This window comes from Nonlabens agnitus (assembly GCF_002994045.1).
Taxonomy (GTDB): Bacteria; Bacteroidota; Bacteroidia; order Flavobacteriales; family Flavobacteriaceae; genus Nonlabens; species Nonlabens agnitus.
This window is the reverse complement of record NZ_MQUC01000003.1, coordinates 1,963,049-1,988,428: the sequence shown is the minus strand read 5'-3', so window position 1 is coordinate 1,988,428 and position 25,380 is coordinate 1,963,049. Positions and strand designations below refer to the sequence as shown.

At 41.5% G+C, this 25,380-nt stretch carries 25 protein-coding genes; 14 read left to right on the top strand and 11 right to left on the bottom strand.

All coding sequences use genetic code 11. From position 1 onward, the window contains the following. Nucleotides 1-8: 8 nt before the first annotated feature. Nucleotides 9-1,610 (bottom strand): peptide chain release factor 3, encoded by a 1,602-nt coding sequence (locus BST86_RS09220; RefSeq protein ID WP_105983014.1) that lies wholly within the window; start codon nt 1,608-1,610, stop codon nt 9-11. Between the two features lie 136 nt (nt 1,611-1,746). Between BST86_RS09220 and idi the strand changes: the two genes are divergently transcribed. Genes idi through BST86_RS09200 form a run of 4 tightly spaced genes read left to right on the top strand, consistent with a single transcriptional unit; the run spans nt 1,747 to nt 3,943 of the window. Continuing rightward, complete coding sequence (gene idi / locus BST86_RS09215) at nt 1,747-2,259, top strand: isopentenyl-diphosphate Delta-isomerase (protein WP_105983013.1); 513 nt, start codon at nt 1,747-1,749, stop codon at nt 2,257-2,259. Continuing rightward, complete coding sequence (locus tag BST86_RS09210; RefSeq protein WP_105983012.1) at nt 2,256-2,666, top strand: 6-pyruvoyl trahydropterin synthase family protein; 411 nt, start codon at nt 2,256-2,258, stop codon at nt 2,664-2,666. The genes idi and BST86_RS09210 overlap by 4 nt, the downstream gene beginning before the upstream one ends. Then, complete coding sequence (locus tag BST86_RS09205) at nt 2,663-3,637, top strand: type I phosphomannose isomerase catalytic subunit (protein ID WP_105983011.1); 975 nt, start codon at nt 2,663-2,665, stop codon at nt 3,635-3,637. The genes BST86_RS09210 and BST86_RS09205 overlap by 4 nt, the downstream gene beginning before the upstream one ends. Before the next feature lie 39 nt (nt 3,638-3,676). Then, nucleotides 3,677-3,943: a hypothetical protein gene (locus BST86_RS09200; RefSeq protein WP_055413588.1), complete on the top strand. Its 267-nt coding sequence runs from the start codon at nt 3,677-3,679 to the stop codon at nt 3,941-3,943. On the opposite strand, the gene BST86_RS09195 is transcribed toward BST86_RS09200, so the two are convergent. From BST86_RS09195 to BST86_RS09175, 5 genes are all read right to left on the bottom strand, one after another. Then, the gene (locus BST86_RS09195) at nt 3,940-4,650 is read right to left on the bottom strand and encodes a DUF4369 domain-containing protein (protein WP_105983010.1); all 711 of its coding nucleotides are present in this window, start codon (nt 4,648-4,650) and stop codon (nt 3,940-3,942) included. The genes BST86_RS09200 and BST86_RS09195 overlap by 4 nt on opposite strands. A gap of 43 nt (nt 4,651-4,693) precedes the next feature. Then, nucleotides 4,694-6,010 (bottom strand): DUF819 family protein, encoded by a 1,317-nt coding sequence (locus BST86_RS09190; protein WP_105983009.1) that lies wholly within the window; start codon nt 6,008-6,010, stop codon nt 4,694-4,696. Nucleotides 6,011-6,109: 99 nt separating this feature from the next. Continuing rightward, nucleotides 6,110-7,057 (bottom strand): alpha/beta hydrolase, encoded by a 948-nt coding sequence (locus tag BST86_RS09185; RefSeq protein WP_105983008.1) that lies wholly within the window; start codon nt 7,055-7,057, stop codon nt 6,110-6,112. Between the two features lie 109 nt (nt 7,058-7,166). Next, complete coding sequence (locus BST86_RS09180) at nt 7,167-7,463, bottom strand: TIGR03643 family protein (RefSeq protein WP_055413584.1); 297 nt, start codon at nt 7,461-7,463, stop codon at nt 7,167-7,169. A 43-nt stretch (nt 7,464-7,506) separates the two neighbouring features. Then, nucleotides 7,507-8,184, bottom strand: a complete 678-nt coding sequence (locus BST86_RS09175; protein WP_242446500.1) for an alpha-ketoglutarate-dependent dioxygenase AlkB family protein — start codon at nt 8,182-8,184, stop codon at nt 7,507-7,509. A gap of 9 nt (nt 8,185-8,193) precedes the next feature. Here BST86_RS09175 and BST86_RS09170 point away from each other — a divergent pair, with 9 nt between their 5' ends. Then, a complete protein-coding gene (locus BST86_RS09170; RefSeq protein WP_105983007.1) occupies nt 8,194-9,201 on the top strand; it encodes a 3-oxoacyl-ACP synthase III family protein in 1,008 nt (335 codons plus the stop codon). A gap of 236 nt (nt 9,202-9,437) precedes the next feature. Then, nucleotides 9,438-9,800 carry a CoA-binding protein gene (locus BST86_RS09165; protein ID WP_055413581.1) on the top strand — a complete coding sequence of 121 codons (363 nt, stop codon included), beginning with the start codon at nt 9,438-9,440 and terminating at the stop codon, nt 9,798-9,800. Between the two features lie 445 nt (nt 9,801-10,245). On the opposite strand, the gene BST86_RS09160 is transcribed toward BST86_RS09165, so the two are convergent. Next, the gene (locus BST86_RS09160; protein WP_105983006.1) at nt 10,246-11,727 is read right to left on the bottom strand and encodes a sodium:solute symporter; all 1,482 of its coding nucleotides are present in this window, start codon (nt 11,725-11,727) and stop codon (nt 10,246-10,248) included. Nucleotides 11,728-11,821: 94 nt separating this feature from the next. On the opposite strand from BST86_RS09160, the gene recR reads away from it, so the two are divergent. The 4 genes from recR to BST86_RS09140 all read left to right on the top strand — a co-directional run bounded on the left by recR (nt 11,822) and on the right by BST86_RS09140 (nt 15,511). Then, nucleotides 11,822-12,439 (top strand): recombination mediator RecR, encoded by a 618-nt coding sequence (gene recR, locus BST86_RS09155; protein WP_055413579.1) that lies wholly within the window; start codon nt 11,822-11,824, stop codon nt 12,437-12,439. Between the two features lies 1 nt (nt 12,440). Next, entirely contained in the window at nt 12,441-13,616 is a 1,176-nt protein-coding gene (locus BST86_RS09150) for a glycosyltransferase family 2 protein (protein ID WP_105983005.1), read from the top strand. 129 nt (nt 13,617-13,745) lie between these two features. Further along, on the top strand, nt 13,746-15,104 hold the full coding sequence (locus BST86_RS09145; protein ID WP_105983004.1) for a dihydrolipoamide acetyltransferase family protein: 1,359 nt from the start codon (nt 13,746-13,748) through the stop codon (nt 15,102-15,104). Nucleotides 15,105-15,226: 122 nt separating this feature from the next. Continuing rightward, a complete protein-coding gene (locus BST86_RS09140; protein WP_105983003.1) occupies nt 15,227-15,511 on the top strand; it encodes a hypothetical protein in 285 nt (94 codons plus the stop codon). A gap of 30 nt (nt 15,512-15,541) precedes the next feature. Here BST86_RS09140 and BST86_RS09135 read toward each other — a convergent pair whose 3' ends face one another. Then, the gene (locus tag BST86_RS09135; protein ID WP_105983002.1) at nt 15,542-16,681 is read right to left on the bottom strand and encodes a glycosyltransferase; all 1,140 of its coding nucleotides are present in this window, start codon (nt 16,679-16,681) and stop codon (nt 15,542-15,544) included. On the opposite strand from BST86_RS09135, the gene BST86_RS09130 reads away from it, so the two are divergent. Together BST86_RS09130 and BST86_RS09125 are read left to right on the top strand one after the other, a co-directional pair. Beyond that, nucleotides 16,643-17,563, top strand: coding sequence for a glycosyltransferase (locus BST86_RS09130; RefSeq protein ID WP_146126745.1), 921 nt, complete (start codon nt 16,643-16,645; stop codon nt 17,561-17,563). The two genes, BST86_RS09135 and BST86_RS09130, sit on opposite strands and share 39 nt — an antisense overlap. Before the next feature lie 12 nt (nt 17,564-17,575). Beyond that, a complete protein-coding gene (locus BST86_RS09125; protein ID WP_105983000.1) occupies nt 17,576-17,971 on the top strand; it encodes a sugar 3,4-ketoisomerase in 396 nt (131 codons plus the stop codon). Here BST86_RS09125 and BST86_RS09120 read toward each other — a convergent pair. From BST86_RS09120 to BST86_RS09110, 3 genes are read right to left on the bottom strand one after another with little or no spacing between them, the layout of a single operon-like run. After that, complete coding sequence (locus BST86_RS09120) at nt 17,954-18,889, bottom strand: glycosyltransferase family 2 protein (RefSeq protein WP_105982999.1); 936 nt, start codon at nt 18,887-18,889, stop codon at nt 17,954-17,956. The two genes, BST86_RS09125 and BST86_RS09120, sit on opposite strands and share 18 nt — an antisense overlap. 4 nt (nt 18,890-18,893) lie before the next feature. Further along, nucleotides 18,894-19,637 carry a glycosyltransferase family 2 protein gene (locus tag BST86_RS09115; RefSeq protein ID WP_105982998.1) on the bottom strand — a complete coding sequence of 248 codons (744 nt, stop codon included), beginning with the start codon at nt 19,635-19,637 and terminating at the stop codon, nt 18,894-18,896. Between the two features lie 14 nt (nt 19,638-19,651). Further along, a complete protein-coding gene (locus tag BST86_RS09110; protein WP_105982997.1) occupies nt 19,652-20,335 on the bottom strand; it encodes a cell division ATP-binding protein FtsE in 684 nt (227 codons plus the stop codon). Between the two features lie 125 nt (nt 20,336-20,460). Here BST86_RS09110 and BST86_RS09105 point away from each other — a divergent pair, with 125 nt between their 5' ends. Both BST86_RS09105 and BST86_RS09100 read left to right on the top strand, forming a co-directional pair. Then, a complete protein-coding gene (locus tag BST86_RS09105; RefSeq protein WP_105982996.1) occupies nt 20,461-23,496 on the top strand; it encodes a tetratricopeptide repeat protein in 3,036 nt (1,011 codons plus the stop codon). 1 nt (nt 23,497) lies between these two features. After that, complete coding sequence (locus BST86_RS09100) at nt 23,498-25,234, top strand: TonB-dependent receptor (RefSeq protein ID WP_242446499.1); 1,737 nt, start codon at nt 23,498-23,500, stop codon at nt 25,232-25,234. Nucleotides 25,235-25,380: the final 146 nt, after the last annotated feature.

Sequence of the window (25,380 nt, the reverse complement as noted above, 5' to 3'; positions counted from 1 at the left end):
TCAAGCTACTATTCTGCAATACTATCGAACTCTGATACAAAGTGGAATTTAATGCTTGGGTATTTTTGTTGCGTCATTTGCAACGAGAAAGCAGAATCTGCAAAAAATACGAGTTGACCACGTTTGTCATGAGCTAAGAACTTAGCCTTAACTCTCTTGAAGTCCTTGAATTCAGCTGAGTTTTTATCTGCAGTGTCCACCCAACATGCCTTGTGGACATTCAAATTCTCATAGGAACACGTGGCGCCATATTCATGTTCCAAACGGTATTGAATGACCTCAAACTGTAGTGCTCCTACGGTTCCTATAACTTTGCGACCATTCAGTTCTAGAGTAAACAATTGGGCAACGCCTTCATCCATAAGCTGGTCCACACCTTTGGCCAGTTGTTTGGACTTCATAGGGTCTGCATTGTTGATGTATCTAAAATGCTCTGGAGAAAAGGATGGGATTCCTTTATAATGCAGATCCTCGCCAGCCGTGAGCGTGTCACCTATTTTAAAATTACCGGTGTCGTGCAAACCAACGATATCACCAGGAAAGGACTCATCAACAATTTCCTTTTTTTCAGCAAAAAAGGCGTTAGGGCTGGAGAACTTCAAATTTTTATCGAGCCGTACATGTTTGTAGGCAGTATTACGTTCAAAAACTCCACTTACAACTTTTACAAAGGCAAGTCGGTCTCTGTGTCTAGGATCCATGTTAGCATGAATCTTAAAAACAAACCCACTGAACTCTTTCTCGTCTGGCTGTACGATTCTTTCTTCTGCTTTTTTAGGCCTTGGTGAAGGCGCAATATCTATAAACCCATCAAGCAATTCTTTCACTCCAAAATTATGCAACGCACTTCCAAAAAAGATAGGTTGTAATTTACCATCAAGATATTCCTGACGATCGTAGTCAGGATATATTCCTTCCACAAGTTCAATTTCTTCCCGCAAGGTTTCGGCGGCTCTACTGCCTACGAGTTCATCCAGTTTAGGATCTGTAAGATTATTGATGGAAATAAGGTTTTTGCGTTGTTTGACAGAATCTCCCGTGAATAGGTTAACATTTTTCTTACCAATGTTGTAAATCCCTTTCAAGTCATAACCCATTCCTATTGGGAAACTTAAAGGTGTCACTCTCAAATGAAGCTTTTGCTCAATTTCATCCATGAGATCAAAGGCATCTTTACCTTCTCGATCCATTTTATTGATAAAAACAATAATGGGAATGTTGCGCATGCGACAAACTTCCACCAGTTTTTCTGTTTGTTCCTCAACACCTTTTGCCACATCGATAACGACAATTACACTATCCACAGCTGTCAAGGTTCTAAAGGTATCCTCAGCAAAGTCTTTGTGACCTGGCGTGTCTAGAATATTGATTTTTTTGTTGTCGTATTCAAAGGCAAGTACAGAGGTAGCGACAGAAATCCCACGCTGTCTCTCAATCTCCATAAAGTCACTGGCAGCACCTTTTTTAATTTTGTTGGACTTTACGGCTCCAGCTTCTTGAATGGCGCCACCGTATAGAAGCAGCTTTTCAGTAAGCGTGGTCTTTCCCGCATCTGGGTGAGATATGATACCGAAGGTCCTTCTTCGGGCAATTTGATCTTTGAATTTCATAGATAATTTAATCGTCTGCAAAAATACGTTTAAAGCACGATCTTGTAAAGAGCAATCAAAATTTCGACAACATGGTAGGAAAGTGATACATATTGGTAGTTGATCCTTTCGTATTTTTGAGACTGAAAGCAAAACATTGGAAGAAAAAGTTATACTCGTTAATGAAAAGGATGAGCAAATAGGGCTCATGGAAAAGATAGAGGCGCATGAAAAGGCTTTATTGCATAGGGCATTTTCTGTTTTTGTCGTGAATGACCAGAACGAAATCATGCTCCAGCAGCGAGCTCATGAAAAATACCACTCACCAGGATTGTGGACCAACACATGTTGCAGTCACCAGCGTGAAGGAGAATCAAATATAGCTGCTGGTAAACGTCGCTTGATGGAAGAAATGGGCTTTACTACAGAGCTTAAAGAGCTTTTCCATTTTATCTACATTGCACCCTTTGATAATGGATTGACAGAACATGAGCTGGATCATGTCATGGTAGGTACATTTAATGATGAACCCAATCTAAACCCACATGAAGTGGCAGACTGGAAATGGATGACCGCTAGTGATATTAAGGCCGATATGGAACAACAACCTGAGATCTATACCGAGTGGTTCAAGATCATCTTTGATCAATATTATAATCACATCTCATGAGAATTACAGCCTATAGAAAAGCCCATTTCAATGCCGCGCACCGTTTATACCGCAAGGATTGGGATGATCAAAAAAACCTAGAGGTTTTTGGTAAATGCAGCAACCCACATTATCACGGTCATAACTACGATCTTGAAGTTGGTGTGAGCGGAACGGTAGATCCTGAAACTGGTTTTTTGATCGATTTAAAAATTCTCAAGGACATCATTAAGGAACACGTAGAGGATGCTCTAGATCACAAAAATCTCAACGAGCAAGTTGCAGAGTTCAAAAATTTGAATCCTACGGCAGAAAATATCGCGTACGTTATCTACAACAAAATAAAAGAGCAGTTGGATCCTAAGTACGATCTAGAAGTTAAATTGTACGAGACACCACGTAATTTTGTGGTTTACAGAGGTGAATGATGGAATGGTACCCGCTTATATTTGAGCCCATTTATAAGGAAAAAATATGGGGCGGCAGTAAGCTTAACGAGCTCAAATCCATTGATCCTGCTATTTCAAACCTAGGCGAAAGCTGGGAAATAAGCGATGTAGACGATACTATTTCCATCGTAAAGAATGGAGTACTTGCCGGCACTTCAATCAAAGAATTACTTGAGCTTCATGGTAGCGAACTTCTGGGTAAACCTGTTTTTGAAAGATTCGGCTCTAGGTTTCCTTTATTGATCAAATACATCGATACCGCGCAGGACCTATCCATCCAGCTGCATCCAGACGATCAACTGGCACAAAATAAACACGACAGCTTTGGCAAGACAGAGATGTGGTACATCATGGATGCAAGTCCAGAGGCACAACTCACGTTGGGTTTTAAAGAAGCTAGTGATGAGTTCGCTTTCGCGAAAGCGATAACATCCAATCAACTGCTTAATTTATTGAACAGGCATCAAGTTACACCAGGTGAGTCTTTTGTGATCAAGCCAGGTTTTGTACATGCCATCGGCGCAGGAATCACGCTAGCCGAAATACAGCAAAGCAGCGATATCACTTACCGCGTCCACGATTATGGTCGTGAAGATGCTCATGGTAACCAGCGCGATTTGCACGTTCAAGAAGCGATCGCCGCTGCAGATTATAGCAAGGCCAGCGACTATCAATTGCACTATAACGAGGATCAATACGACCGTCAACAGTTAGTCAAAACAATATATTTTAAAACAGATATCCTTCGATTTAAAGAAGCGTGCCCCATTGAGCTGTCGACAGGTTTCAGCTTCACGATTCTTATGAATGTAGGTGCGTCCTGCGAGCTGGTCCACGCTGGAAAAACCTATGTATTTGAATCTGTACAAACTTATTTGATACCTGCCGCTGTGGAGAACATAAGCGTCACGCCTCATGGCGAAGGCAAATTATTGGTTGTGTCTGTATAGCACAATAATTGCGTATTTTTGCATCAAATTTGAAAACCCATGGCAAGTATAAGAGACCTCAAACAGGACATCAATTATGTTCTAGGAGATATTATTGAAGCGGCGCTTATTTCACAGGCAGTAAATCCTGAAAAGAATGAAGCTGAAGCTGAAAAGATCGTTGACGACAGCATCGAAACATTTGACGAATTGATCGCGAGAGTCAATGATAAGAAAGTAGAAAACAGAGCTGCCCACTTAAAGCAAGTGCGTGCAGACTTAGAAACTGAAGGTAAAAAGCTTATTGAACGAGTGAATAAACTCTAATTAAGTTTTGCTTTTTGAATCATTTCAGACAAGCCTTTTCCATAAAAACTTGTCTGAATTTTTTTTGGCATCATATTATAGATGCTGTCCAGCAATTTAGGGTTGGCATCAAAGCCTTCCTGCAATAAAATAAAAGGCGCCACTTCATTTTCCTTGTGAACGCTGGCATAGTTAAGGGCATATAAAATGCGTTTTCTAAGATACTTGTCGTATTCTGTGTTCAACGCCTCAATGTCTGCGGTCGCAGGATCTTCTACTTTGCTCAACTCCATGCTACGTCTCATCAAATCTGTATAAACGAGATTCAATTTTGAGGTGTTTGCCTTGAAGGCTTCCAGCAATTCCTGATTTTTGGATCCTGAAATGACGGCATCTTTTTCATAGTTCTTGAGATTGGAGTTGATAGTCATGATGGTGTCCTCTGCAAAAAAGGCGATGCGGTCGTCGTATTTGGAACCGTCCTTGACATCAAGATATAGATATAAAAGCTCGGGTTCCTCAAGACTGTAGGTAAGCTTATAATCGCTTTGGCCATCTAGAACAACGCTGTCTAAGGTGATTAATGTAGAATCTTGAACCTTTTGTAATGCTATGGTTCCTACCTTCAAACCTTCAATGGTTCCTTGAACGACAAAGTTGTTTTGGGTTTCTGGCTCACATGAGCTCAACATCAAAATGGAAACGAATAGAATTAGGGTAGATCTCATGCTTTTCAATTAGGGCTGCAAATATGCAGCAAACTTTTAAAATTTATGCAGGTGCGGCTATTTGCATTAAGATCGTACATAAAATAGCACCAACGGTTCCTACCACATAACCAAAAACCGCTAGAAGAACACCTACTGTCGTTAGCGATGGATGAAATTCTGCAGCGACGACAGGTGCGCTCGCAGCGCCACCAACATTGGCTTGGCTACCTACGGCCATAAAGAAATACGGTGATCTGGTCAATTTTGCGACAAGTATGAGCAACCCTGCATGGATGGAAATCCATATCAAGCCTACCAAGATCAACCAAGGGTTTTCCAAAATCTGTCTCAGGTCCATTTTGACACCAATGGTGGCAACCAATATGTAGATAAAAATGCTACCTATTCTGGATGCGCCTGTACCTTCATATTTCTTTACGGGTGTATAGGATAAAATAATTCCTATGATAGTGGCTATGGAAATCAACCAAAAGAATTGGCTCGTTAAAAAGCTTAAATAAATATTCTTACTTATGGAATCGATGCCTTCCATCCAGGCCGATAAATAATTGCCTCCAAAATGAGCCAAACTCACAGCTCCGAAACTTAGACCCAACATCACCATAATATCAGTTAAAGTGGCCTCGCGTTTGACGCTTAACGAATAGTCAGTGATTTTTTTCTTGAGCGTTTCAATGGATTTCACATCGGCACCAGTCCATTTATCAAACCTTGCTGCATAGCCTATTCCCAATAGAAGAATCGCCATCCAGATGTTTGCTACTACAATGTCCACGAGCACCATACCGCCATAAAGATCATCGTTGAATTGATAGACTTCGAGCATTGCAGCCTGATTAGCGCCACCACCTATCCAGCTACCGGCAATCGTACTCAATCCACGCCAGACGGCATCTGGACCAGCACCACCAACAGTTTCTGGGCTAAAGGTAGATACGATCAATATGGCGATAGGACCACCTATAACGATTCCTAAAGTTCCCGTTAGAAACATGATCAATGCTTTGGGACCTAAATTGAAAACAGCTTTTAGGTCAATACTTAGGGTCATCAAAACTAGTGCTGCGGGCAACAGATAACGAGAAGCCATGAAATACAATGAGGAACTGTTTTCAACCAGCTGTCCGTCCTCAACGGTTTTCCATTCTGAGGCAATCAACCCGGTAGAACTCAATATGGACGGTATCAAATAAAACATCAACAGAGCAGGAACTACTTTGTAGAATTTCTGCCAGAATCCAGTTGTTTTTGATGAGGTGTAGAATACAAAACCCAGCGCCGCCATCAATAATCCAAACACGATCGTGTCTTGTGTAATGATGGGTGATGTATCCACTAATGCGTCCTGAAAATTCATAAAAATCTGCTTAAACCGGAAAAATACGATTTTAGCCAGCTATAAGTAGGTAGAAATTGTAATGGGGCACGCTTTCGCGAAAGCGAACTCTTTAAAACATTATTGCTTGACAAAAGCTAAGATCTCCTCAACCAGTTCTGGGTGCAATGGGAAACTGGGATCTGTATAGCTCTTGGCGGCCTCAATATCATCGTTACCTACCTTTTTAAAAAGATGGTCCATTCCTTCAATGATGACCAATTTTGATTCTGGTAATGCATTATGAAGTTTTTCAGCTTGATCGATGCTTACTTGACGATCTCTAGTTCCATTTAGGATCAAGGTTGGTACGGCAACATCTTTGATGAGATCAGTAGGATGATACGCCATCCACGATTTCATAAAAGGTTGTATGCCAGGACCAACTACAGACATAAGGTACGGATTGACTTTAGTAACCACGCTGTCTTGGGTTTTCATCTGGGCAAAAACAGCTGCTGCTTCTTTGTCCAGTCCAGGCGCTTGGGCCGCAATTTGCTGGACTATGATTTGATCAATAGGATCTGCTGCACCAGCAAGCGATATAAAGCCATCTACATTTTTATCTATGGATAGTAAGGCTACCAGAGACCCTTGACTGTGACCAGCCAGAATGATCTTGGAAAATCTCTCGTCATTAGCAAAATGAGCCACGACAGTTTGAGCGTCAGTTACAAAATCGTTGAAGCTAATGTCGTCTGTAGGTTTTCTTTCTTTAACTAGTGTAAAGCTGCGCTTATCATAGCGATAGGTGGCGATTCCATTTTCCATTAGGACTTTAGCCAATTGCTTGTGGGAATCATTGCGGGTCATCATGCTGTTCCCGTTGCGATCGTTGGGACCACTACCTGTAAATAAGATAACTAATGGAACTTGATCTGCACCTTCAGGAGTCCAGAGTGTACCTTTTATAAATTCATTAATGTCCACGACAGATGGATCGGTGGTCGTTTCCTGCTTGTCCATTTTAAAGGCATTTTGCCCTAAGGCAAAAAATGGAAGTAACAACAGTAGAATTAATTTATTCATTGGTGAGTATTTTTAACAGCACATGACGATGCATCACTTAAAGCAATGCCTATGCCAATGTATAAATGTAATGTGAATCGAAAGATAAAAGAGGAGAAGCTATGAAAAACTACCTCTTAGAAATCTTATTGTGTGTAATATGGCGTTGGCGGCTGCATTTAAATCGGTCCATTTCTGGATCGCGCAGTGCCACATGTTTTGTAGGTCTGTCCTGAACTCTGGCGCGCCACATTCTAAAGCTACTGGGCTTCATCTGGTCGCGCATGATCTTGATTACTTCTGCTTCAGTGACGCCAAATTGGAATTCTATCGCGCTAAAAGGTGTGCGGTCTTCCCACGCCATTTCAATGATGCGGTCGATGGAACGTTCGTCTAGGTCTGCTATAAGTTCTTTTGCTCTGGCCATAATGTTGTAGTCGTGGCAGCTGCCGTTGGATTACAATACAAATTTAAACACTGGCATCCACGACTTTTCTAAAGGTCAGGTTAATACGTGGTCGGATATCACGTTTGGTTTTGGCAATCTGGTGTTTGTAAGTGTGTTGGGTCGCACCAGCCATGAGTAGCAGGCTACCATTTTTGAGCGGGAATTTGTACCTCCATTCCTTATTCTCACTGTGGCGCAAGTGAAAGAAGCGTTCCTGTCCTAGACTTACAGATGCGATCACCGGATTCTTGCCCAGTTCTGGTTCATTATCGGCATGCCAGCCGTTGGAATCTGCACCGGTTCTGTATAGGTTGACCAGGCAAATATTGAATTGATGACCAGTTGCAGCTTCAACATCTTCTTTGATTGATTGTAGCAATGGCGACCATTCCAGCGCTTTGAAGGTAATGCCACTGTAACTGTATTCCATTTGATCGTCACCATAGAGTTGCGTGAGTCGTGGCTCGTCATAGGTCTTGCCAAAAACGGTAATCTTATTTTGTCGCCATGGCGTTTGTTCTTGCAAGGTGGTGAAAAGTTGTTTCGCTTTCGCGAAAGCGAAAAATCCTTCATCATAGTACACTTGAGCATCAGGAATCTCGAGTTCAATAAGTGAGTTGGACTTGTTATGCATGCATACTAAAATAAAGTGGTTTTCTAGGGCAATGATGGGTCTAGGCGTATCTTGCCAGACATTCAAAAATACAATATGTACACTTCAAGAATTGCCGGAATGGGCAAGTATGTTCCAGAAAATGTCGTCACTAATGACGATCTAGCGAGCATAATGGATACCAATGATGCGTGGATTCAAGAGCGCACCGGTATCAAGGAACGTCGCCATATCCAGAAAGGTGACGACAACAGTACGGCAACCATGGGCGTGAAAGCGGCCAAAATTGCCCTGGAAAGAGCTGGTATTTCTAAGGATGATGTAGATCTGATTGTTTTTGCCACACTTTCTCCAGATTATTATTTTCCTGGTTGTGGTGTTCAAGTACAAGAATTGCTGGATATCCACACGTGTCCAGCGCTGGACGTGCGTAATCAGTGTAGTGGTTTTATCTACGGGTTGTCTGTCGCAGATCAATTTATCAAGACTGGAATGTACAAGAATGTTCTAGTAATAGGATCAGAGAACCACAGTGGTGGTCTGGACTTTACGACACGTGGTAGAAGTGTGAGTGTAATTTTTGGCGATGGTGCAGGAGCAGCGATCTTGACCAGATCAGAAAAAGAAGGTCATGGTATTCTATCGACGCACCTTCATAGTGAAGGAAAACACGCGTTGGAACTTTCACTAAAAGGTCCATCTACAGAATACTGGGTGCCTCAAATTATTGAAGATGATCCGCAAGAGGATATTCCATATTATCCATACATGAACGGACAGTTTGTATTTAAAAATGCCGTGGTACGTTTTAGTGAAGTGATCATGGAAGGTTTAAAAACAAACAACCTGCAAGTAAGCGACATCGATATGCTGATACCGCACCAGGCGAACTTGCGCATCTCTCAGTTTATTCAGAAGAAATTCCAATTGAGCGACGACCAGATGTACAACAACATCCAGAAATACGGTAATACCACGGCAGCATCAATTCCTATTGCGCTTACTGAAGCCTGGGAAGAAGGTAAAATTAAAGAAGGTGATACGGTTGTGCTAGCAGCTTTTGGTAGTGGGTTTACTTGGGGTAGTGCCGTTATAAAGTGGTAATAAGCCTCACGAGCATTACGATTAAAAAACAAAATCCCGAGCCTGCAAGCTCGGGATTTCTAGTAACCAAATAATAACACTAACCATTAATTATGAGTTATTTGGTTATTAACATGAGGCATGGTTAATCAGACGCATGCCTAGTTACTTATCAAATAAATCAATAAAGGATAATCACTACCTTCACGTAATAGACGAGTCATAAACGCAATTGTTACAGTAAGATCATTAAAATTATGTCAAAGAAAACACTGGTGTTGGGAGCATCGCTTAAGGAACAACGTTATTCAAATGTTGCCATTTACCGGTTGAGAAAATTCAATAATGATACGGTAGCTATAGGCTTACGATCTGGAATTGTAGATGACGTCAAAATTCATACAGAACTGGTGCCTTTTACAGACATCGATACAGTGACCTTGTATTTGAATCCGCAGCGTCAGGTGCCTTACTATGATTATATTTTAAGCTTGAAACCCAGCCGTGTCATTTTTAATCCTGGTACTGAAAATCCAGAGTTTTACCAGATGCTGGAGAACAACGACATTGAAGTTGAGGTCGCTTGCACGCTGGTGATGTTGAGTACCAAGCAATATTAGAATCGAAATCAAAAAGCAAACTAAAAACAGCGAGCAACGCAAGACACTCTACTTTACAGTAATTGCTTTAGTGGCTGCAGGTTTAGCCTATTTTGGCAACATATCTCTAGGTGTTGAATTTGTCAATGGTTGGAGTTTGAATTTTCTTTACTTTCCGCTGATCCTATGTGTGCCTCTTTATCTGTTTTGGGGTTTTGAAATCCTTCTGGATTTTGCCGATTCTAAATTGAAGAAGAAGTAATGGAAAAGGAAAAAATTGCCAATTCTAGATTTGCTCGAGTTTAGCAAGCTACTAATCCTATGACGGGGAAGCTATCGTAAAGGCTGGATATGAGTGAATTTATTTTAGCAATCAGCCTCTATCTTGCCGTGTAAATTTCACAGGTATTTACAATTATTGAAGTTTACCTCATACCTCATACCTAATACCTCATCCCTTAAAACTCTAAGAATGAGCAGCAAGTGGCTCAGCGTTAGCTTGAGGACTAAACAAACTAGCCACCAATAAGCCTATAAAGGTAACGGCACCATTCAACAGCAACACAAAGAAACCAAACTCAAAGCCACTATACGTGGATGATAGATAACTGATAAGGTAGGTGAGGAATGGTGATGCAATCGCAATAAACGGAATGATTTTGTGGTAAACACTCCTTTTTGTCAATATCCCAAACCCAAATAATCCCAACAGCGGTCCGTAGGTATATCCTGCAAATACAAACAATTTGTTGATCACACTCGCGTCCTTGATGACATATTCAAAACTCACGATCACCAATATCAAAATCACAGAAAACCCGATGTGAAACAATTTGCGCAGCAATTGCTGGCGTCGCTCTGTGAATCTGGTTTCGATTTTTACGATATCTACAGAAAAAGATGTGGTGAGTGAGGTCAGTGCGCTGTCTGCACTGGAATAGGCCGCGGCGATCAATCCTAGCAGAAACACCAATCCCATACCTATTCCCAGGCCACCGTTAATGGCAATCGCAGGAAATAAATCGTCCTTTGTGGCTGTTATGGATTCCGCTTTCGCGAAAGCGGTAAGCAGCACGCCTAGGGCTAAAAAAACAAAGTTGACTGCTGTTAAAACAAGTGTGAACCAGAAAATGTTCTTTTGAGCATCCTGAAGGCTGCGACAGGTTAGGTTTTTTTGCATCATGTCTTGGTCCAGCCCGGTCATCACGATAGCTATAAACGCACCTGCAAGGAATTGCTTGACAAAATACTGATCGCTTTTCCAATCGTCCCAAAAGAAGATTTGAGACAGGTCGCTATCATTGACAAAATTCACGACACCACTAAAACCGCCCAAATCCAAACTATCTGATATAAAATATATCGCGGCACCCAAAGCAATGAGCATAAAAAGGGTTTGCAACGTATCTGTCCAGACAATGGTCTTGATTCCTGATTTAAAAGTGTATAGCCAAATCAACAAAACGGTAAAGGTCACTGTCTGCCAGAATGCTATGTCCATCTGGTCAAATACGAAAGTTTGCAAAACACCAGCCACGAGATACAATCTAAAGCTTGCGCCTACGATGCGCGACAAGAGAAAAAAGCTACTGCCGGTATATTGCGCGGCGCTGCCATAACGATCACCTAGATAACTGTAAATGGAAGTGAGATTCATGCGGTAGTACAATGGCATTAAAACCAACCCAATCACTGCATAGCCCACGATATACCCGAGGACGACCTGAAAATAATTCATCGCGCCAGCTTCAACGGCACCAGGAACTGAGATAAAGGTTACGCCGCTCAATGAGGCACCTATCATTCCAAATGCTACAATGTACCAAGGCGAGCTACGATTACCTCTAAAAAAAGTGGCGCTGTCGCTCTTGCGGCCCACGATAAATGAAATCCCAACGAGAACCGCAAAATAAACGGCGATAGTGATTAAAATTTGGGTAGAAGTCAATGTTTTGGTTTTGTGGCTAAATTAATATTATTCTAGCGTCTATTGGTAATCGCCTTCTATTAGAAACTTGCGCGAGTGTGTATATTTGTAGGACATGAATTTCTCCTCAAAAATCCTGGAAGAAGCCGTAAATCAGGTTTCTCAGTTACCTGGAATAGGCAAGCGTACCGCATTAAGACTAGTATTACACCTTATGCGACAACCAGAGCAAAATACAGACCTGTTGTCAGATGCCTTACTTAAGATGCGCCATGATCTACAGTTTTGTAAAAAATGCCACAACGTCAGTGATACAGATCTTTGTGAGATTTGCGCCAGCAACAGCCGTGACGAGACCATTGTTTGTGTGGTAGAAGATATTCGTGACGTGATGGCGATTGAAAACACCAGCCAGTATCGTGGATTGTATCATGTTTTGGGTGGTAAAATCAGCCCGATGGATGGTGTTGGGCCGCAGGATTTGAAAGTTGGCTCATTGGTAAGACGCGTTAAAGAAGATGGAGTGAAAGAAATCATTTTTGCCTTAAGTCCTACGATAGAAGGCGATACCACAAACTTCTATATATTCAAACAGCTGGATGGCTTACAGATTAATACGTCAACGATTGCTCGTGGTATTGCGGTAGGAGATGAGCTGGAATTTGCAGATGAGGTCACGTTGGGACGCAGTATCCTGCATAGAGTCCCATATGAGAATTCATTGAAAAATTAGAATGGACCTTTCTGTCATCATATTGAATTACAACGCAAGGGTTTTTCTGGAACTATGCGTTGCTAGCGTCCTGAGAGCTACTGAAAATCTCCATGCAGAGGTCATTGTTGCAGACAATGATTCTACAGATGATAGTGTAGAGCGACTTCTCAAGGCATTTCCTCAGGTAAAAGTGATTCGGTTGGATGACAACTACGGGTTTTCCAAAGGGAACAATGTCGCTGTAGAACAAGCAAGAGGTACGCACGTATGTCTCGTCAACCCAGATGTAATTGTAGGTGAAAAGGTATTTGCAAATTGCCTGGATTTCTTTCAAAGTAAGGCACTGGAGGTTGATGGGGAAACCGCTTTCCTTGAGCAAAGCGATAAAGAAGTTCATACCGAGCGTAGTCGAGGTACGAAAGCGAACTCTCAAATAGGCTTTCTAGGAATCCAACTTATTGATGGAAAAGGAACCTATTTACCAGAAAGTAAGCGTCGCGTTCCTACCCGAACTGGGATCTTAAAAAAGATCCTTGGCTTTTCGGGCAGCTACTACGATCAGCGACTCGAACAGAATCAAGACGGCCCGACTGAAGTGCTGGTAGGCGCTTTCTTGATGGGGAAACGAGAAGTTTATAATCGTTTGGGAGGTCTGGATGAGCGTTATTTTATGTATGGAGAAGATATCGACTTAAGTTTTACTGCGATTAAAGATGGGCTTCAAAATTATTATTTGGGATCACAGACGGCTATTCATTTCAAAGGAGAAAGCACCATAAAGGATGCTAAGTATTTTGAGCGATTTTATGGAGCCATGCATCTTTACTATGAAAAACATTACCCTAAGGGAAAATGGTTGACCGGTCTTTTGCGGTACATGACCAGATTTTTCAAAAGTCGCGATACAGATATTGCATCTATTACAAAGGAATTACCTGTTGTTTGCGTTACCAATGATGCTGCTTATCAACCAGATTGGGCCTCACGATCCATTTCCTTCAAAGAATTTATTCAAGAAGGCATGAGCAGCTCTAAATATATTTTTGATTTAGGCTCATTAGAAATTGACAAGCTGATAGAAACCCTAGCTTCAACTTCTAATAATCAAGGTCAATATCGATTCTTGACCTGGAATAGAACCGCTTATGCGGGCAGTGATACCAGCACAGAACGTGGCGAGGTGAGAATACTTTAAGGATTAAGGAAGATTTTTGAGGTATTACGATTGATATCTTAAATATTTCCTATCACAATGCGATATTCATAATCAGTTGGGTATTATTAGTACTTTTGCAAAATATTAAAACAACCAAGTTTTCAAGATATGGCTCGATTTGAATTGAAATTGCCCAAAATGGGAGAATCCGTAGCAGAAGCTACCATTACCTCATGGCTCAAGAATGTAGGAGATGCCATTGAAATGGACGAACCTGTTCTGGAAATCGCCACAGATAAAGTGGACAGTGAAGTTCCCAGTGAAGTGGATGGCAAACTCGTAGAAATTCTTTTTGAAGTTGATGACGTGGTCCAAGTAGGACAAGTTATAGCCATCATTGAAACAGATGGAGAAGAATCAGAGACCAGCGATGAAAGTAGCGAGGTAGATGAGGTAACAGTAGAAGATGGCGCTCCAGCAGGATATGCTCAAGAGGCCACAAAAACTGCCGAAGCTCAAGTCGATAAAGGAATGCAAACCGCTGGTAAGAATGATTACTCTTCAAGTGAATCCTTCTACTCACCACTTGTAAAAAATATTGCGAAAGAAGAGAACATTTCTATAGAAGAGCTTGAATCCATTGCCGGTACTGGTAAAGATGGACGAGTGACCAAAAATGATATTCTCAAATTTGTTGACGATAGAAAAAGTGGTAAAGTCAAGCAAACTTCTACTGCCCCTCAAAGTCCAGCCTCACCAGCAAGTCACAGTGCAGCACCTAAACAAGCTCCTAAGGCTGCACCTATATCCGTCAACGGTGGAGACGAGATCATAGAGATGAGCCGCATGGGTAAAATGATTTCTCATCACATGGTAGCGTCCGTGCAAACTAGCGCCCATGTGCAAAGTTTCATTGAGTGCGATGTTACAAACATCTGGAACTGGAGAAAGAAACATAAAGAAGCGTTCCAAAAGCGCGAAGGTGAGAACCTCACGTTTACACCTATTTTTATGGAAGCCGTGGCGCAGGCCATCAAGGAGTTCCCAATGATAAATATTTCTCTGGATGGAGATAAGATCATCAAGCGAAAAAACATCAATTTAGGTATGGCTGCGGCATTACCAGATGGCAATTTGATCGTACCAGTCATCAAGAATGCAGACCAGCTGAATCTTGTTGGAATGGCCAAAGCCGTGAACGATCTTGCAACAAGAGCTCGTGATGGGAAATTGAAACCAGACGATACTCAAGGCGGCACTTATACGGTTACTAATGTGGGAACCTTTGGATCGATTATGGGAACCCCTATAATCAATCAGCCACAGGTCGCAATACTCGCACTTGGTGCCATCAGGAAAGTACCTGCCGTAGTAGAAACACCATCAGGTGATTTTATCGGGATACGTATGAAGATGTTCTTATCGCACAGTTATGACCATCGTGTGGTTAATGGCGCCTTGGGCGGTCAGTTCGTCCAACGAGTGGCTCAACTGTTGGAAGGATTTGATCCAGATAGATCCATTTAAAATTTTAATGATGATTTGTTTTCGCTTTCGCGAAAGCGAAACAATGACCTATAAAGAATCACAAGCCAGTCACACTCGACTGGCTTTATCTTTATTAAATGCTTAAAACGTATTTTTACAATATGGCAGATCAATTATATCTAGAAGATTTCGACTATTTCAAAGGCGCAAAAGTCCTGCATTACTTTGAGTTTCTAGAACCCCAAAAAGTCAAGGATGAATATTTTGTAGAGCATGACGTTCATGCGTTGACCATATGCGATTATGATGGAGAAGAAACCATGCTGTTCTATTTTGACGATGATCTTGAAGTTATTATGGAATTTGAATTCATGATTCCCAGCCAGGCTAAGGAAAAAGCGGCCGAGGATTTTCAAGGTATCGACATCCAGTGGAAGAATAAATAAAAGCAAAAGGCACAAGGATGTAGCCTTTGCTTATTCCTGATAGTATTGCAAATAGCGCTCTGCAATCATGACACTTTCATGATGTTGTAATACATGATTGCGGGCGGTACGACCTATTTCAAGAATGGAAATAGGATGGTCAATGAGTTCAGATAATTTTCCTACTAGGTAATCTACATCTGGTTGCGCGTCTATTGCGGGTACACTGGTAAGTTGATGCGCGGTTAGATAAACTTCTCCGGCACCGCTAAAAACCACTTTTCCCTGTAACATCGCCTCCAGAGCATTGTAACCTTGATCATAGCAAAGCACTTGATCCAGTAAGATATGCGCCTTCTTGTAAATCTTTACATACTCGTTATATGGCAGATTTTCTGCTGTCATGACTTCTACCTTAGAGCCATATTTTTTCTTTATAATTTCTAGAGTTTCTTCAAAATAATTGATTCCTTTTTTCCAATAGTTGGACCTATTGATTCCCACAAAGATTTTGATAACGCTTAGGTCTGCGTTTTGATCCAGATGTAATGCACCACAGTTGATGGCCGCTGGTATGATAGGAATAGCTTTAGGGTTATGAGTTAGCGCCATGGCATAATCCACATTGCTAGGTATCACATGTGTAGCCACATCAACTAGGCGGTAATAGTTGTCTCGATAGGCAGGTTTCAGGTATTTATAGGAGTATTGAAAATCTGTTTGTTGCTGCTTGCCGTGCTTGACGGCTTCAAGAATGCTGTAGCCTTGGTGCTCTTCTGTGAGGTATTTTACATATTCGTGATCATCACCGCAGGCAGCAAGAAAAAACCTTTTGTTTTGAGCGATAATCGATTCTAACATTTTCCGCTCCGTACGTGCACCACAATTAAATGGATTGGAATTGATGAACTGTACGATATCATAATGCTTGAGAAGAGGTTCGCTTTCGCGAAAGCGAGATAACTTTAAATAATCTGCTAGATGGTAGCCCGTGATTTTCCATAATCCAACCTTGAGCTTGCGCGTGAACCAAGAGCGTTCCAAGAAATCGTTCCCGATATTAATATCTACGGGAAACCGCTTGAAACCATCGCCATCGCCTATGATGGTGACCTCATGTCCTAAAAATTCCAACCCATATTTGAGTGAGTTGTGGAAATTACTGTACTCGCCTACCAGCAAGATGCGCATAAAAAGTACCTTTGGGTTAAAGATAAGGCCTTGGCGAGTTACACCACAGACGATATTGAAATTCTCATCGCGACCATGGATCGTGAGGATCTATCTTTTTTGGAGCGGATCTTTTCGTTGCCGGTGAGTCAGATCACGCAACCTATACTTATCGTGAATCAAAGTAAAACGCGGCAACTGTCGAGCAACATCGATTCTATCAGAGTAATTAATGACGCGAATTATGGATTGTCCAGAAGCAGAAACATTGCGCTAGAAAATGCCACTCGCAAATATGTCTGGATACTGGACGACGATGTTCAAATATTACCGACTGCAATGACTCATATCCTTCAAGCGATCCATAAACATCCTGATACCGCTGCCTTGACTTTCAAAATGCAATTACCTAATGGCAAGCCTAAAAGGTCATATGCCGCAGAAGAATTTGAATACCGCAAAACACATCTCTCGCATGGACCAGCATCCATTGAAATCGTTCTTAACGTGAAACGAATGCAAACGTCAGGTGTGCGTTTCAATCAACGATTTGGTTTAGGAGCACAATTTCCACTAGGTGAAGAGCAGGTTTTGTTTACAGATTTGCTTCATGCTGGAGAGCAGGGACGATTTATCCCTGAATTTATCGTGCAACATGATGAAGTGAGTAGTGGAATAGATCCAACCAGTAAGAAAACCATTTATGCCCGTGGCGCAGTCGCCGCGCATAGCAATCAACTTAAAGCCATCTTTCTCAATTTTAAATACGTCTTTTTTTTATGGCGCAAGGGTTATGTCAAAAACTGGAGCAAATTGATTGAGGCATACTGGCTTTTTGATCATGGAGTAGAAGATTATGCTACCGGTTTTGAGGGACACCGCAATCTCCATCTAGATCTATAGTATATTTGAGATATGAACTATCAAATCATCGATATACCTAAAATCACAGACCCACGCGGAAATCTAGCGGTGGTGGAAGGTGATACTATACCTTTTGAGATCAAGCGCATCTATTATCTTTTTGATGTACCCAGTGATAGTCATCGCGGCGGTCATGCGCATAAGGTCTGTCGATCTGTATTGATACCGTTGAGCGGTAGTTTTACCGTCAAGCTTTACGATGGCAACAAATGGAAAAGTATATTATTGAATAAACCAGATAAAGGTTTGCTTATTCCCACCATGCTATGGAGAGAATTAGAAGATTTTTCCAGCGGTGCCGTTTGCTTATCCATCGCATCGCACAATTTTAATGAATCAGATTATATCAGGGAATTGGAGGAATTTGAACTAGCGACCCGTTCTTAGTCTAAACCCTAGATTTCCTAAAATACGTTGCGTCCGTTTGAGCGCTTTTAATTGTCTGCTGCTCATGGTCAACAAATTTTGCTGTTTTCCCGTGAGATTGTTGGTGTCTATTTTGTGTTGATACAACGCAGCATTTTTGATATCGTTTTGAAGTCGGTAACCTATAGCAACAGAAAAGCGATTGATGTCCAGAAACTTTTTCAAACCAGGAACTTCAGGATATTTTTCCTCATATTGATCATAATCGGTGATAGTTCTTTGTTTTAATGGAACATTTCCAGATCTGTTTTTTCCTGTTTTATCTATGATTACGGTGGTTGTTGGGTTAAACACAATCTTCTTTTCAAGACCAGCTCTAATCATAAAGTCTGTATCCTCAGTATGTGTGAGGTTCTCTTCGTAAAATAAAGGATCTTCATTTTGAACAGACATTGCGAAACTAGACGAACTGAGTATGGAGTTGAGCCCATTATAATCAAAAAAGGAATCTAGAATCTTGGGTTCGTCGGCATTCCAGTTGGAGAACTTTGTCTTTGAAAATTTCTTGGGGCTAAACTTGAGCTTATAGTTGTTTGCTATAATTTGAGCGCTGGGAAAAGCGGCCATGCACGAAGAAATCTCGGTCAAATGATCCGGCATCCAGTAATCGTCAGCATCCAGAAAGGCTACAAAATCATACTCATTTTTTTTAGCATTTTTGATCCCAATATTGCGAGCATGACTCACGCCATGGTTTGATTGCTGAATTACAGTAATTCTATCATTCTTAATTTCTGATAAATTAGCTAGACTTGCATCTGTTGAGCCATCATCGACGACCAAAATGTCGCAAGCCACCGTTTGACCTAATGCAGACTCTACTGCTCTTTTAATCGTATCAGCTTTATTATATAGTGGAATTACAATGAGTATGTTCATAAATTTATCTGGTAAGTCTAGAGAATAAACCTCTTAACATTAACGAAAGAGTACCGATAATACTGTGACGAGATCTTGCCAAAAGATAATACATTGTTATCATCTCTACTCTAAAAGAATTGTCAACTTTTCTCGAGCTCAAGCCACCTGGCGCAAAGAAGGCTATCGACCTTTCAAAATAATGATGTGAGACCGTTGGATCAAAAAACCACTTGAGATTCAATGCCCAGTCGGCATGTACTTTGAATTGTAAAGGATAGATTCCAACTTTTTCAAATACGTTCTTTTTGTAAAAAATAGCTTGATGGGCGATGTTTTTATGAAAGATTTTAGCGTCGCTAAAAATGCCATCATATTGGTGTCCTAGAACAGGACTGTTGACGTTACCATAAAGAACAAATATGTTTGATTGATCTAGAGTTCTTCTTACATCTGCCAAAACTTCTGGGTCCACTAAATAATCATCAGCTCCCAAAAAGTATAGAAATAAACCTTTACTGATGGCAATCCCTTTATTCATGGCGTCATAAACGCCTGTATCATCTTCTGAATGAATGCGAATTCTATCGTCTTTGGATTGAAACTCCTTGATTATTTCAATGGTACCGTCAGTAGATTTACCATCTAGGATCAGTATTTCAAAATCCTTAAATGATTGATCTAGAATGCTTTTTATAGCAACTTCTATAGTTGATTTGACATTGTAGGTTGGGATAATTATACTGAAAAATGGTAGCGATTGGATCATTTTTCAGTAATCGATCAAACCGTTTTTTGAACCACCTCAAACACTTCACCATCGTCACATTTGAGTGTTTTTGATGGATACTTTAGGATCAAGGCATAATCGTGGGTTGCCATGAGAATCGTATTGCCATTTTTATTGATCGTCTGGAGCACTTCCATGATTTCCACGCTGGTTTGTGGGTCCAGGTTTCCAGTAGGCTCATCTGCTATGATGAGTTCTGGGTCGTTCAATAGAGCTCTTGCAATGGCCACACGTTGTTGCTCACCACCAGAAAGCTCGTGTGGGAATTTAAAGCCTTTGGTTTTCATGCCTACTTTATCAAGAACCGCATCGATACGGTCCTGCATTTCGGTTTTGTTTTTCCAGCCAGTGGCTTTCAAAACAAACTTTAAATTGTCTTGAATCGTCCTGTCCGTAAGCAATTTGAAGTCTTGAAAGACGACGCCTAGTTTGCGACGCAGGTAGGGAATTTCGCTTTCGCGTAAGCGAGATAAATCAAAATCTACAATGCTACCTTTTCCCTTTTTAAGCGGTATGTCGCCGTACAAGGTCTTCATCAGGGAACTTTTACCGCTACCGGTTTTCCCGATGAGGTAGACAAACTCACCTTTATCAATGTTGAGGTTCACATCTTTAAGGATCAAGTTGTCCCGTTGGAAGATATCGACCTCTGATAGTGAAAGCACGTGGTTTGACATAGTATTCATTTGATGGGTAAAAATACACAAAGCTGTGGATAACCTCGCGCATAATTAAATCGTAAAAGCGCCGTTAACATTGTGTAGGATTTTAATTTTACCAACTTAGACTAACGATAACTCACATGAGGAAATTTGCACTCGCAGCCCTAGCAATGGGATTCTTTACGGCTGGATTTGCCCAGCAATCCAAAATTTTTACAGACCAGTTGCGCAACTATAACACGGCAGTAGATCTCTATCAGGAAGATCAATATGTTGCGGCGCAACGTCTTTTTGAGCAGGTCATTGACCAGTCTGCAGACGAGACGATCAAAGGCAATGCGGCTTACTATGCGGCTAATTGTGCCGTGAGATTAAACCAGCGTAATGCAGATGAAATGGTGGAGAGTTTTGTAGAACAATACCCAACTTCCACAAAACGCAATAGCGCTTTTATAGACGTGGCGGATTATTATTTTGAGAACGGTGATTACCGCAAGTCTGCGCAATGGTATGAAAAGGTAGATGAGAGAAACCTTTCTCGTGAGCAAAAAACAAAATTCTACTTCAACAACGGGTACACCTTGGTACAAAGCAAGAAGTTTGATGAAGCAAAGCCATTTTTGAACAGAGTTAGTGACGATCCAACCTATGGATCGCAAGCCAAATATTACCTGGGTTACATCGCTTATGAAGGTGATGATCTGGAAACAGCAGATGAACTCTTTAGCGAGGTAGAGCAAGCGCCAGAGACAGACGATAAGCTGTCCTATTATCAGGCAGATTTAAATTATAAATTGGGACGTTTTGATGAGGCTATTGCTTTGGCACAAAAGCAAATGTCCAGTTCCAACCGTCAGGAACAATCCCAACTCAATCGTATTATAGGACAATCACTTTTCAATCAGGAAAAGTATGCGGAAGCTCTGCCTTACCTACAAGCCTATGAAGGTACTCGTGGTAAGTGGAACAACAATGATTACTATCAGTTGGGTTATACCTATTACAAACTCAACGATTTTGAAAATGCAGTTGCCACATTCAATAAAATTATTGATGGCGAGAACAAAACGGCACAGAACGCCTATTACCATCTTGGGCAGAGCTACATCAAACTCAACCGCAGCGAGGACGCACTCAACGCCTTCAAAAAAGCAAGTGAGATTGCACTTGACGAAGAAATTACCAAGGATGCCATGTACAACTATGCAAAGCTTAGTTATGAGAACGGCAATCCTTATGAAAGCGTGCCACAGGTGATCCTTAATTACATGGAAGCCTATCCAGATGCTGACAATAAGGACGAGATGAACACCTATCTCATCGACTCGTACTTTACCTCAAAGAATTATGCAGAGGCACTAGAACTTCTGGAAGATGGTCGCATAAGAGGTAATGAGAATGTGTACGGTAAAGTAGCGCTATATCACGGCCTCAATCAATTCACGGCTGGCGATTATAAAGAAGCCCAAACCAGTCTAGATAAGGCGATCAAGTATTTAGAAGAAAACGACCTCAAGAAAAAGGCAAGATTCTGGAGAGCCGAAAGTTTGTACCAACTGAATGATTTCAAGGGCGCGATTGCAGAATTTGACCGTGTCAAAAGTAGCAATGCCCGTATAGAAGAGGACGATCTGTTGGATTACGACATGGGTTACACCTATTTTAAATTGCAGGATTATGATGCCAGCATTAATGCCATGCAACGATTTGTGGCTAGTGCCAATGACCCTGTAAGAAAAAACGACGCCTACATGCGCATAGGCGATGCAAATTTTGTTTCAAAAAAATACTGGCCAGCCATCGAGTCCTATAATGAAGCCATAAAAGCTGGTGGTTCCAGCGCAGATTATGCCAGTTTCCAAAAAGGAATGTCATACGGTTTTATCCAGCGCGTGGAAAGTAAGATTGAAGAGCTCAATAAATTCTTAAGCAATTACAAAACCTCGCAATATCGCGACGATGTGATGTATGAGTTGGGAAATACCTACATCAACAACGGTCAGGTCAATAATGGTATCAAGACCTATGATCGATTGATTTCAGAGTTTCCTAACAGCCGATACACGGCACCAGCCATGATGCGTAAAGGCCTGCAGTTCTACAATGATAACAGGTTGGATGAGGCTTTGGGTGTGTTTAAGCAAGTGGCTTCAAAATATGCAGGTACGCCGCAAGCGGTTGAGGCTGTGAGCAGTGCCAGATTGGTGTACATCGATCAGGGAAAAACTGCGGAATATGCCAACTGGGTGCGCGGTCTCGATTTCATTGACGTGAGCGACAGTGAGCTGGACGACACGGCTTATGAGAGTGCAGAGCGTCCATTTTTACAGGGAAATATGAGCAGTGCGATACGCGAGCTCAACAAATATTTGGAGCAATTCCCTAACGGGAAATATGCATTGCAGGCGCATTTCAATCTGGCGCAAGCCTACTTTTCTGAAGGCAATAAAAAAGCCAGCATACCGCATTATGAGTACGTGGCAAACCGCGAGCGCAGCGAGTATTCCGAGCAGGCACTGGCGCGATTGAGTGAGTTATTCCTCAATGATGCGGTGAGCGACGGTGTGGATAGAAAGTCCGCTTTCGCGAAAGCGATACCCGTATTAATCAAACTGGAAGCCACGGCAGATTTCCCACAAAACAAGGCCTATGCACAATCCAACCTGATGAAAGCCTACTATGAAACCGAACAATACGACAAGGCTGAAAGTTATGCCAACAAGGTGTTGCGTGACAGCGGCACAGACAGTACCGTGCGCAGTGATGCAGAGGTGATCATCGCAAGATCTGCTTTCAAAAACGGTAACACGAGCGCAGCAAAAAGTGGATATGCCCAGGTGTTGAAAAGCGCGAATGGTGCCATAGCTGCAGAGGCTACCTATTACAAAGCCTATTTTGAGAATCAAGATGGCAAGCACGAGCAGGCAATCAATACCGTTCAAGGCTTATCCAAAAACTACGGTAGCTATAAATTATGGAGTGCCAAAGGTCTGGTCGTGATGGCAAAAAGCTATGACGCGACCAACCAGACGTTGAATGCCGTGACCCTACTGCAAGGCGTGATCGATAATTTCTCTCAATATCGAGAAGTAGTTGCCAACGCAAAAACCGAACTGAACCGCATCAAAGCGGTACAAGCCAAAACTAATTCTTCCATAGCTCCATCAAATAATTAATATGTTCCAGAACTTGAAATATATAACGACAGCAGTTGCTGTTGCTCTGATTGCAAACATCGCAAGCGCTCAAACAACTGAAGAGGACAAACTCAACGGTGGTACGATCACGGTTGTCAAGGCTTACGATCCATCTGTGGCAGATGCTTTTAAAGTAAAGAGTACACCACAATTAAATGACACCACAAAAATCCAGAAGAAAGCTGTTACCTACAGCATATTTTCTGTTCCTGTGGCATCAACCTTTACACCAGCAAAAGGAAAGCTGTCAAGATTGAAGCCTAGACAACGACCTACCTATTACGATAATTATGCTCGTTTGGGCTTTGGTAACTACGGCAACATTGTGGCAGAATTTGCAGGGAATATTGAAGTGGATAAAGACAGTGATTTTGGTATATTCCTCAATCACAATTCCTCTCTAGGTGGTATTGATGAGGTGCTTCTTGATGATTCTTACCTAGATACGGCATTGGACCTTTCATTTGGTCATCGATCTAGATCTGCTAGTTATAGCATCACGGCTGGCGCTAGATACCAAGGTGCAAATCTATATGGTGTGAACCCTTTCTTTACACAGCAATTGATCAATCAAGATCTGGACGACAAGGATGTAGGCGTGAATTACCTTTCTTATGGTTTGGGCGGTAATCTTGATTTCTTTGATTCGGTTTTTAAAAGTTTACAGGCTAAAGTGACTGGGATCACCAGTAATATGGATGGCAGTGAGATACGTGCGATGATTGAGCCACAGCTTGCTTTTGACATCGAGGGAACTGAAGTAGAATTGGGAGTTTCGGTAGATTATCTATCAGGTAGTTTTGATGATCAAGGTCGTTTACCAGCACAAACAAATTACTCTTATGTAAGTTCAGGGATCAATCCTAGCATCAATTTGTATGGTGATCTTTATAAAGTAGAGTTGGGCGCGACCGTGAATTACTTATCTGATATTGAAAATAGCGACGGTCAACTTAATATCTATCCAGATATTCTTGCGACCTACAAATTGTTGGATGATCAGATTATTGCTTACACCCAGATTTATGGTGGTCTGGACATGAATAGCTTGCAGCAGTTTGCAGACGAGAACGTTTTTCTAGCTCCAGCTATTGATATCAAACCTACTAACCGCGTCATCGACGCACAACTAGGTTTGAAAGGAAAAATCACCAACAACGTAGGTTATAAATTTTACGGTGGTTACAAAAAAGAGAACGACCGCTACCTCTACACTAAGGATGTAGGTCGCGTGATTGCAGCACAAGCTCCCAAGGATGAATTGGGTAACGTGTTTTTCACGGAGTATGCAGATGTTGCCACGACCTTTTTTGGTGGATCTTTGAGTGTAGACATAAGTTCTAAGTTCAATATGACGCTCAACGGTCGCAGCATGAATTATGATGTCACAAATGCTGCAGATATAGAGAACACGGCTTCACAACTTCCAGAATTCACTGCAGATGTGGTAGGAACCTATCAAATCACTGATAAGTTGGATATAGGTACAACGGTCTATTTTGTAGGGGAACGCGATGTATATAGAACTGGTTTGGGTGTGGAATCTCTGGACAGTTTTGTGGACCTTAATGTGGATGCTAATTACAAGATCAACCCTAGATTGACGGTCTTTTTGAGAGGAAACAACTTGACAGGCGGCAACTATCAATATTACTTGGACTATCCAGTGCAGGATTTACAGGTATTGGGTGGAGCGGTTTATAAATTTGATTTTTAAAAATATGTTGGCTTTCCTGTTTGCCTAAATGAAAGCGCGAAAGTGGCAATAACACAACTCTAGAGAAGGAAAAAAGAAGCTATCTATTAAGGTAGCTTCTTTTGATTTTATAGGAGATCTCAAAATTTTGTGTCTTATTTTTATGC